Raw genomic sequence first — 10,240 nt, forward strand, 5'->3', positions numbered from 1 at the left:
TCATGAAGGAGAGCGACATCATGGGCGTTGTTACCGACGTCGCCGGCTCCAAGAAGGCGGCCTGACGCCGACCGCCGCTGACGCTCACCCCTGCGCTGCCTCGCAGGTGAGAGACGAATTTCAATTCTGGGAGGAAAAATATGTCAGCTAAAGAAGTCAAATTAGGCGTCGATGCCCGCGACCGCATGTTGCGCGGTGTCGACATCCTCGCCAATGCGGTGAAGGTCACTCTCGGTCCGAAGGGCCGCAACGTGGTGCTCGAGAAGTCGTTCGGCGCTCCCCGCATCACCAAGGACGGCGTTGCCGTCGCCAAGGAGATCGAACTCGAGGACAAGTTCGAGAACATGGGCGCCCAGATGGTGCGGGAGGTGGCGTCGAAGGCGGCGGATGCTGCCGGCGACGGCACCACCACCGCGACCGTGCTGGCCGCCGCGATCGTGCGTGAAGGCGCCAAATCGGTTGCCGCCGGCATGAACCCGATGGATCTGAAGCGCGGTATCGATCTCGCGGTCGAGGCCGTTGTTGCGGATCTGGAAAAGAACTCGAAGAAGGTTACCTCGAACGAGGAGATCGCCCAGGTCGGCACCATTTCGGCCAACGGCGATGCCGAGATCGGCAAGTTCCTTGCGGACGCCATGAAGAAGGTCGGCAATGAGGGCGTGATCACGGTCGAGGAAGCCAAGTCGCTCGAGACCGAGCTCGACGTCGTCGAGGGCATGCAGTTCGACCGCGGCTACATCTCGCCCTATTTCGTCACCAACGCCGACAAGATGCGCGCTGAAATGGAAGACGCCTACATCCTGATCAACGAGAAGAAGCTCTCCTCGCTGAACGAGCTGCTTCCGCTGCTCGAGGCTGTGGTGCAGAGCGGCAAGCCGCTGGTCATCGTTGCTGAGGACGTCGAAGGCGAGGCACTCGCTACCCTCGTCGTCAACCGCCTGCGTGGCGGCCTGAAGGTCGCGGCCGTGAAGGCCCCGGGCTTCGGCGATCGCCGCAAGGCCATGCTGCAGGACATCGCGATCTTGACCGGCGGCCAGGCCATCTCGGAAGATCTTGGCATCAAGCTCGAGAACGTCACGCTCAACATGCTCGGCCGCGCTAGGAAGGTGATGATCGACAAGGAGAACACCACGATCGTCAACGGCGCCGGCAAGAAGGCCGACATCGACGCCCGCGTTGCCCAGATCAAGGCGCAGATCGAGGAGACCACCTCGGACTACGACCGTGAGAAGCTGCAGGAGCGTCTCGCCAAGCTCGCAGGCGGCGTCGCGGTGATCCGCGTCGGCGGCGCGACCGAGGTCGAGGTGAAGGAGCGCAAGGATCGCGTTGATGACGCGATGCATGCGACCCGTGCGGCCGTCGAGGAAGGCATCGTTCCGGGCGGCGGCGTCGCCTTGCTCCGTGCCTCCGTGCATCTCAAGGGCCTGCGCACCAAGAACGACGACCAGAAGACCGGCGTCGAGATCGTGCGCAAGGCGCTGTCGGCTCCGGCTCGCCAGATCGCGATCAACGCCGGCGAGGATGGCTCCGTCATCGTCGGCAAGATCCTCGAGAAGGATCAGTATTCGTTCGGCTTCGACAGCCAGACCGGCGAGTACGGCAATCTCGTCACCAAGGGCATCATCGACCCGACCAAGGTAGTTCGCGTCGCGATCCAGAACGCCTCGTCCGTAGCGGCGCTTCTGATTACCACCGAAGCCATGGTAGCCGAAGTGCCGAAGAAGAACACCGGCGCTGGTGCCGGCGGTATGCCCCCGGGCGGCGGGATGGGTAGCATGGACTTCTGAGCCCAACCGTTCAGCGCTCGAGGGGAAAGGCCCGGCAGCGATGCCGGGCCTTTCCGCGTTGCCATTGACGGTATCGGACGGAAAGCGGTGAGGGGTAGCAGTGGCCGCTGCGGCTGGCACACGCATTCACTTCATCGATTGATTCCGATAGTTGGCGAAGAAGCCAATTCTCGGGGCCAGGCAAATTTTACTGTGAATTCAGGACCGAAAAGTTAGGGCGGATATGCCGTCGGGATTTGTCAGTCGGCTTTGAGAGATTGTGCTTGCAACTCAACGCGGGAGTGTAGTCCAAAACGATTGAGTGGGAGTAGGGCGATCGGCTGCCGCCGCGCTGTTTGGCGTAGTTTGGTGAGCCTCTTTTGGCTTCTTCAAACTGAGAACTGACAAAGGTACAGCCCCTTATAATTCAAATCGAGCATTGAACTCCATCGTACGTTTGGCAACGAAGTAGTGCGGCGCGCTCCAGCGTGCGGTAGCGCGCAGAAGCGGAGAATCGAGCGCGAGCATCCCTGCGAAGTCGCCGCGCAGAATGATGGTGAGCACTCTGCTGCAAGACGATTGCGACCCTTGAGGGGGCGGCAGGGCAGGTCCTCGACTTTATAGGTCGTGTTCTGTCTCAATCAAGTTGTCATCCGTATTGGACTGACGCGCCTGAGCCAAATAGGGCTGTCAAGAGCCGGTTTGAATCAGAGACCAAAATGACGACCAGAGGCGCCACGCCAACACTCAAACATAAGTTCATCGCCGCACTGTGGTGTGCCCGAAGATCGAGGCGACTGCCCTGAAGAACCGTTTGACGGGAACCATCGAGCAACTTGCCCTCGACGGTGTCTTCGTCGCCATCGGACATGCTCCAGCGAGTGCGCTGTTGGAGGGCAAGGTCGAATTGCGCGCCGACGGGTACATCAAGGTGAAGCCGGGGCACGACGACGACGAGCGTGCCCGGGCTGTTCGCGGCAGGTGATGTCGCGGACGGCGTGTACCGCCAGGCCGTCACCGCGGCGGGATTGGGCTGCATGGCAGCACTCGAGGCCGATCGCTATCTGGCCGTCCACGCGGTTTCGAAACACGCAGCCTCCCGAAAGGAGGCGGTTGTCGCCTAAGGGGGACTAGAAAGTCTTGCGAGGAACGATTCCGAGATTGAGCGGAAGTTGGACCGGGCGGGCTTTCCGCGAACTATCGGAGAAGTGAAGGTGTTGGATTTGGCTAGCCTCGATGGCTGGACCTAGATCAAACTTCCTCATGATGGACTAGACCGAGAGTTCAAGGTTTTCAGTCGGTTAGATGGCCACGTATGCACGACGTGCGCACCCGGAGATCAAGAAGAATCTCACTACAGGCAGCGCGAGCATGGGGCGCGACGAAGCGCTTCCGACTGTGCAGATTGTCGCGCCGGCCGCGGATATTGTTCCCGTGACCCGCAAGTTGCTCGCCAGGGCCGGATTGACCCGCGATGATATTGACCTGTTCGAGGCCAACGAGGCGTTCGCCGTCGCCGTGGAGAAGTACATCCGCGACCTGCGGATCGATGGAAAGATCAACGTCAATGGAGGTTCGATCGCGTTGGGTCATCCAATTGGCGCGACGGGCACCGTCTTGATCGGGGCAAGTTTCCCGACGGGCTCCCCGCATCCTGCGTCGCGCTGCAATAGCAATTGTGCTGGCACAAAAAATGCTGAGGCGCCTCCGCGACGGCGAGCGCAAGGTTCGCTGGGCAGACGGAGGAGAACATGAGAGCCCAAGTATTGAGAGCGTATGACGAGAAGCTGTCCAACGACCGCTGGGTCGTCGAAGAAGATGTACCCGATCCCAAGCTGACGAAATCGACTGACGTTATCGTCCGAATCGGTGGTGCGGGCGTATGTAGGACCGACCTGCATATCATCGAAGGAGTCTGGAAGCCGCATATGGATCCGTCCGGCGACAAACTCCTTCCCATCATCATGGGACACGAAAATGCAGGTTGGGTCGAGGAAGTCGGCAAGGAGGTCGAGGGACTGAAGAAAGGAGATCCCGTCATTGTTCATCCGAAGATCACCGGAGGGACGTGTCTCGCCTGTCGTCGCGGCTTCGACATGCATGGTCCCGGCACGTTTCCTGGTCTGGATTGCAACGGCGGCTATGCAGAATTCCTCTGCACCTCGGAACGGAATATCGTGCCGCTGCCGCGGACGCTTGCCCCCAAGGAGGTGGCGCCTTACGCGGATGCGGGGCTCACGGCCTATCGCGCCGTCAAGAAGGCTACGCGTCACCTTTTGCCCGGCGAATCTTGCGTCGTTATCGGTGCAGGTGGATTGGGTCACATCGCAATCCAGTGCCTCAAAGCAATGTGCGCCGCCGATATTATCGTCGTCGACAAGTCCGAAGCGTCGCTGAAGCTGGCCGAAAAGTCAGGTGCCGACCATCTGGTGAAAGCCGACGGCGACGAAGTGGCTGCCGTTCTGGCTCTGACTGCCGGAAACGGCGCGGAGGCGGTAATCGATTTCGTCGGTGAGAAGGGCACGACATCGAAGGGGCTGGCGATGACCCGTTCGATGGGAAGTTACTACGTTGTTGGTTACGGCGAGGACATCCGCATCCCGACTGTCGACATGGTGATCACCGAGAAGAACATCATCGGCAATCTCGTCGGCACATGGGCCGAGCTGACGGAGTTAATGGCGCTCGCAGACCGCGGTCTGGTTGAACTGGCAACCGCCGAGTATCGTCTCGCCGATGCAAACAAGGCCTTGCACGATCTCAATGCCGGCAAGATTCATGGACGCGCAGTTTTAATTCCGTGAACCCGAGCCTCGTCCACCGCGAGCATTTGCTCGTGGTGGATTTCACCGGCCCGTCTCCTGACACGGCAAACAAATTCTCGTTCGTTTGGGCGCGCTGGAGGTGGCTTTGAAAGCTCATCGGAAGCACCTTTTTTAGTCCGGCCGGAAGCAGCCAATCGACCAAAATCGGCTCTGGGCATCCAAACCGACTTTTCATGCTGCATCGCAAACCCTGAGGTGAAGAACGCCACCTGCAGTTCGCCGCGAGTCTCAATTTGCATCTTTGTCGCAATTTGCGTCGTGGACGCTCTCAAGTTCACGGGGCGCGGTCATCAGGGATCGCCGGTGATCACGGCGTTCAAGAAGCTGTTGTCGGAGGTTCTGGACGATCTGGCACGGCCGTTGCACGAACTATGCGCAGGGAGCCGCGAAGCACGCATTGACTGTTTAAAGGAAGTGCTGGGAGCCGGCCTGCAAGATGCTTCGTCGTTCCGTGGCGGCTGAATTGGGGGGCGATTGCCAGTGACATCATTTCTTCGCATTGAGCGGCGCTATATGAGGTTCATTCTGGTGAACGGCATGGCGCTGCGCCCGAGAATCCTCTGTATGCTTTGCTGTGAGCCAATCGGCGCCCACTATCTCAAGGAATTCAGCACCCGGCTGTCGTTCTGCGGTCATGACTGTTACGCGCTCTATTGCGACCGCTGGATCTCCAGGGCGGGGCAGATAAAGTGCTCGGCCGTTGCGGAGACCTCTTGCTGATTGGCGCATGCGTATGGGCAAGTGTTCCCGCGCATCGGCTAGAAGAGCCGCCCAGGTTCGAGGTCCCGAAACATCGCTGGACCCAACGTGCGGTCGTTACTGATTCCAACGAAGCGTTATCGGCATCCAAGCCTGCTTCCATTTTTGCGACGCAAACATCGCTGCACCAATCCCTTTGCGCTGTCGGAATTCTCATTCTGCAATTTCCGTCGCAATCTGCATCGCTTCCGGCAGCAGGCCGGGCCCGTGCAACGCGTCCGCCCACGCCATACACGCGTCGATACCTCGGAAAGAGAGTTGGCGAGCGTCTCGGACGCGCTGGCACGCCCATTGCAAAGCTCCTGATCACAACAACGCCGACTGCTCCGTCTGGGGTGAGCCGCGACAAGAACGAGGGAAGGGGACGCTTGGCTGAGGGCGCATCATGTGTGGGATGAAGTATAGCGATCGCAGGACCGTGGTTCGGAAGATCGCTCCTGATCATCGTTGCGGTGCACCACAGTCGTTCCCGAGACCCTTGCCGATATCAAACGTCCGGCCGTGCAAGCGGCCGCGAGGTGGCCCGTAACGCACGGGTAAGCAGTGCCCGGTCCGCGAAGGTCCAGGCAGGCGGAATATCGATGTGGTTTCTGACCCGATCAGGAGGAAAGACGAGATGTCTGGAACTTTAACACTCAACAAGATCACCGCCCAGCGCGGCATATCCGTCGGTGATGCTGCAAAGAAGATTGCAGATCTCGGATGGAATCCTTCCTACGTCCAGGAAGCGATGACCTTTCCCACGGACTACAAGATCGCGAAGGCGCCGAAGGATCCGATGAAGCAGGTCCTCCGCTCCTATTTCCCGATGCAGGAGGAAAAGGACAATCGCGTTTACGGTGCGCTCGACGCTGCGCTGCGCGGCGACATGTTCCGCAACGTCGAGCCGCGGTGGGTCGAGTGGATGAAGCTGTTCCTGGCGATCATCCCGTTCCCGGAAATTTCCGCCGCCAGGTCCATGGCTATGGTCGGCCGCCTCGCTCCGGGTGAAGATCTTCGCACCGGTTTCACGATGCAGATGGTCGACGAGTTCCGTCACTCGACGATCCAGATGAATCTCAAGAAGTGGTACATGGAGAATTACATCGATCCGGCCGGCTTCGACATCACCGAGGAGGCGTTCGGAAAGTGCTACGCCACCACGATCGGCAGGCAGTTCGGTGAGGGCTTCATCACCGGCGACGCGATCACCTCTGCGAACGTGTACCTGACGGTGGTTGCCGAAACCGCGTTCACCAACACGTTGTTCGTCGCCATGCCGTCGGAAGCCGCCCGCAACGGTGACTACGCGCTGCCGACGGTCTTCCTGTCGGTGCAGTCGGATGAGAGCCGGCACATCGGTAACGGCCACTCGATGCTGATGTCGATGCTGAAGGAGCCGGAGAACCATCTGCTGCTGGAGCGCGACATGCGCTATGCCTTCTGGCAGAACCACGCCATCGTCGACGCGGCGATCGGCACCTTCATCGAGTACGGCACCACGAACCGCGACAAGACCAAGGAGTCCTATGCGGAGATGTGGCACCGCTGGATCTTCGAGGACTATTATCGCACCTACATGCTGCCGCTCGAGAAGTACGGCATCAAGATCCATCATGACGACGTTCAGACTGCCTGGAAGCGTCTGACCGAGAAGCACTATGTCCACAAGGTCGCGCAGTTCTTCGCGGTCGGCTGGTCGGCCAACTTCTGGCGCATCGAGGCCCAGACCGACAAGGACTTCGAGTGGTTCGAGCACAAATATCCGGGCTGGTATGCGCAGTTCGGAGACTTCTGGAAGTGGTATGAGAAGCTGTCGCATCGCGGTCAGACCAACATCCTGTTCAACAGCGATGTCGGCTACGTCTATCCGCATCGTTGCTGGTCGTGCCTGGTGCCCTGCCTGATCCGCGAGGACATGGTCACCGGCGAGATCGACGGCAAGCTCTACACTTTCGCCCATGAGCTCGATCGCTGGACGGCCGTCGAAGCCTTCGCCGGCGAATACCAGGGACGCCCGACGCCGGCGATGGGACGGTTCAGCGGCCGTCGCGAATGGGAAAGCGTCTACCACAATGTGGATATCGCCGACGCCATCAAGGATCTCGGCTTCGTGCGCACGGACGGCAAGACCCTGGTCGCCCAGCCGCATCTGCGCTTCGACGAGAAGGAAATGTGGACGCTCGACGACGTCCGCGGCCACATCCTGAAAAGCCCGCTGCTTACGCTGCGGGAGATGAGCCCGGCCGACCGGGAAAAGCATCTCGCCGAGTATCGCAAGGGATTCACCATCAATCCCTGCAACTAACCGAGACGGAAGGGGCCGGCTCCGGCCGGCTCCTTCCCGATCACTCTCCGGAAGATACGCAAGCCTTGGTTTGAGGAGGCCCTATGGGCACGCCCGCTAATGTCGTTCGCCTGCAACCGGTAGGCATAGAATTCGAGGTCGAGGAGAACGAAACCGTTCTTGACGCCGCGTTCCGCCAGGGCATTGCACTGCCGCATGGTTGCAAGGAGGGGCAGTGCTCGGCGTGCAAATGCGTCCTGACCGGGGGCGAAGTCGAACTCAAGAAATACTCGACGTTCGCCCTCAACGAGATGGAGCGAGGCCAGGATTACATCCTGCTGTGCCGGACCTTGGCCTATTCGGATCTCGAGGTGGAGCTCCTCAACTATGACGAGGAGGTGCTGTCGAAATCGATCCCGGTCAGGGACTTCACGGGCACAGTCACGAGCGTCTCCGCGCTGACCCATGACATCCGGCTCCTCGAGATATCGCTCGAGCAACCTCTGAAGTTCTGGGCGGGTCAATATGTCGACATCACGCTCCCGGGGGCAGAGACGATTACGCGCTCGTTTTCCATGGCAAATTCGCCGGTCGAGGGCGAAAAGCTCGCATTCATCATCAAAAAGTACCCGAACGGACGCTTCTCTTCCCGGCTCGACGGAGACCTCGCCGTCGGAACCGCGGTCGGACTCCGCGGACCCTACGGGACCTGCTTCCGGCGAGAAAACAGAACCGGAGCCATAGTCCTGGTCGGCGGCGGATCGGGGATGTCGCCGCTGTGGTCGATCCTGCATGATCACATCGAGTCCGGCGAAGCACGCCCGGTGCACTTCTTCTATGGAGCTCGGACGCGCAACGATCTCTTCTATCTCGATCACTTCGCAGAGCTCGCCGCCAAGCATCCGGAGTTCAACTTCGTCCCGGTGCTCTCCCATGCGGCCGATGATACGGCCTGGGGTGGAGCAAAGGGCTTCGTGCACGAAGCCGTCGGAGCGCACCTTCGCGACGCGGGATATGGCGAAGACGTCGACGTCTATGCCTGTGGACCGTCACCGATGATCGAGGCGCTGGTGCCGGTGCTGCAGATGAACGACGTCGAGTCGGATCGCATCTTCTTCGACAAGTTCACACCAGCCAACAACTGAGGTTTTTCGAACAGCGACTGTGCCTTTTATAGAGCCCACCAAGGGAGGAGGAAGACGACCATGACTGCCGTTCAAAGTGTTCCAGCGAAATCCGGTGCAGCAGGCGCTGCGGTATTTCCGGATTCGGACAGCCGCAAGTACCGGTATTTCGAGCCCCGCAGCAAGCGGGCGACGCACTATGAGGACGTGACCGTAGACGTTCAGCCCGATCCGGAGCGCTATCTGCTGCAGGACTGGATCATCTCCTTCCCCAACGGGAAGGGAGCCTACACCAAGGACAACACCGCCGCGCTGAGCTCGAATTGGCATGCCTTCCGTGCGCCCGACCAGGAGTGGGAGCGCACCCACTACCAACGCCAGTCCAAGATCGAGACGATGGTCCAGTCGGTGATCGCCAACGGCCGCAAGTCCGGCGCGCCGAAGGGCTTCGACAAGGCCTGGGTCAAGATCCTGCAAAACCACCTCGGCGCGTGGAAACATGCCGAATTCGGGCTTGGCACGTCGCTAATGCAGGCGCAGCGCTACGGCTACACCCAGATGATCAACAACGCGACCCTGACGAACTCGTCCTACAAGCTTCGTCTGGCCCAGGACATCACGCTCTATCTCGCCGAGATCGGAATGGACATTCCGGGCTTCGACGACGCCGCGGGCAAGCGGGTGTGGCTGGAGGACAAGGGCTGGCAGGGTACCCGCGAAGCGATCGAATCGATCATGGGGTCGGCCGACTATCTTGAGCAGTACTTCGCCACCAACATCGTGTTCGAGCCGCTGGTCGGCGAGCTGTTCCGCAGCGGTTTCCTGATGCAGGTCGGCTCGCCGAACGGCGACTTCATCACGCCGGCGGTTATTTCGGCGGCCGAGGCCGACTATGAGCGCAATCTCGCGAACACAATCGACCTGATGCACCTGCTGGTGACCGACAATCAGCATGCCGCGCACAACAAGAAGCTGTTCCAGGGCTGGGTGAACAAGCACGTGGCGCTCGCCGGCAAGGCGGCCGCCGGACTGCAGCCGATCTGGTCGCAGCCGCATTCGAAGCCGGTGCAGTACGCCGACGTCCGCGCGCAGTCGGTCGAACGCATCAAGAAGATTCTCGGCGAGCTCGGCCTCGTCCTTCCCAAGGAGTAAATTGCAATGTCCGTTGCTTCAAGAAGTGCGACCAACCAGAACATCTTCCAGAAGATGGGAGATCTTCGTTTTGAACAGACGATTTCCCATCAGTGCGGTGTCACCATGAACGACAGCGTCGAGGCGCGCGCCATCGCTGAATTCATGGGCAAGAAGCCGAACGTGACCGTGACCTACCAGCCGGCCCTGATCCGCATCGACGGCGAGGGCAAGCTGATCTTCAAGATGGACGAGATCAGCGACATCCTCGGAAAGGACATGACGGCCGAGATATTCGAAGTGAATACCTCGACCCACTACGGCCGGATGGTGCGCATCGACGACAATACCGTGACGCTGTTCGGAAAC

Annotated in this window: 7 protein-coding genes and 2 pseudogenes; all 9 read left to right on the plus strand. The window is 60.1% G+C overall.

What is annotated here, in order from left to right:
• The first annotated feature begins 140 nt into the window (after positions 1-140).
• Positions 141-1,787, plus strand: a complete 1,647-nt coding sequence (gene groL / locus PMN64_RS39595) for a chaperonin GroEL (protein WP_411784676.1) — start codon at positions 141-143, stop codon at positions 1,785-1,787.
• A 763-nt stretch (positions 1,788-2,550) separates the two neighbouring features.
• Positions 2,551-2,890: pseudogene (locus PMN64_RS39600) on the plus strand (FAD-dependent oxidoreductase); the annotation flags it as partial.
• Positions 2,891-3,089: 199 nt separating this feature from the next.
• Positions 3,090-3,392: pseudogene (locus PMN64_RS39605) on the plus strand (acetyl-CoA C-acyltransferase); the annotation flags it as partial.
• A gap of 125 nt (positions 3,393-3,517) precedes the next feature.
• A complete protein-coding gene (locus tag PMN64_RS39610; protein ID WP_157341653.1) occupies positions 3,518-4,570 on the plus strand; it encodes an NAD(P)-dependent alcohol dehydrogenase in 1,053 nt (350 codons plus the stop codon).
• Between the two features lie 324 nt (positions 4,571-4,894).
• The gene (locus PMN64_RS39615; RefSeq protein WP_411784677.1) at positions 4,895-5,053 is read left to right on the plus strand and encodes a hypothetical protein; all 159 of its coding nucleotides are present in this window, start codon (positions 4,895-4,897) and stop codon (positions 5,051-5,053) included.
• A 913-nt stretch (positions 5,054-5,966) separates the two neighbouring features.
• Complete coding sequence (locus PMN64_RS39620; protein ID WP_157341651.1) at positions 5,967-7,637, plus strand: aromatic/alkene/methane monooxygenase hydroxylase/oxygenase subunit alpha; 1,671 nt, start codon at positions 5,967-5,969, stop codon at positions 7,635-7,637.
• Between the two features lie 83 nt (positions 7,638-7,720).
• Complete coding sequence (locus PMN64_RS39625; RefSeq protein ID WP_028345443.1) at positions 7,721-8,761, plus strand: 2Fe-2S iron-sulfur cluster-binding protein; 1,041 nt, start codon at positions 7,721-7,723, stop codon at positions 8,759-8,761.
• Between the two features lie 60 nt (positions 8,762-8,821).
• Positions 8,822-9,892, plus strand: a complete 1,071-nt coding sequence (locus tag PMN64_RS39630) for an aromatic/alkene monooxygenase hydroxylase subunit beta (protein ID WP_411784678.1) — start codon at positions 8,822-8,824, stop codon at positions 9,890-9,892.
• Between the two features lie 6 nt (positions 9,893-9,898).
• Positions 9,899-10,240, plus strand: a 342-nt coding sequence (locus PMN64_RS39635) for an MmoB/DmpM family protein (RefSeq protein ID WP_411784679.1), incomplete at its 3' end; no start/stop codon positions are given.

It is taken from the genome of Bradyrhizobium sp. UFLA01-814, assembly GCF_046718885.1.
Taxonomy (GTDB): domain Bacteria; phylum Pseudomonadota; class Alphaproteobacteria; order Rhizobiales; family Xanthobacteraceae; genus Bradyrhizobium; species Bradyrhizobium elkanii.

Excerpts from the sequence above, each read along its gene's own strand:
- groL (WP_411784676.1), top strand. The coding sequence starts at position 141 with ATGTCAGCTAAAGAAGTCAAATTAGGCGTCGATGCCCGCGACCGCATG.
- PMN64_RS39610 (WP_157341653.1), top strand. The coding sequence starts at position 3,518 with ATGAGAGCCCAAGTATTGAGAGCGTATGACGAGAAGCTGTCCAACGAC.
- PMN64_RS39630 (WP_411784678.1), top strand. The coding sequence starts at position 8,822 with ATGACTGCCGTTCAAAGTGTTCCAGCGAAATCCGGTGCAGCAGGCGCT.
- PMN64_RS39620 (WP_157341651.1), top strand. The coding sequence starts at position 5,967 with ATGTCTGGAACTTTAACACTCAACAAGATCACCGCCCAGCGCGGCATA.
- PMN64_RS39625 (WP_028345443.1), top strand. The coding sequence starts at position 7,721 with ATGGGCACGCCCGCTAATGTCGTTCGCCTGCAACCGGTAGGCATAGAA.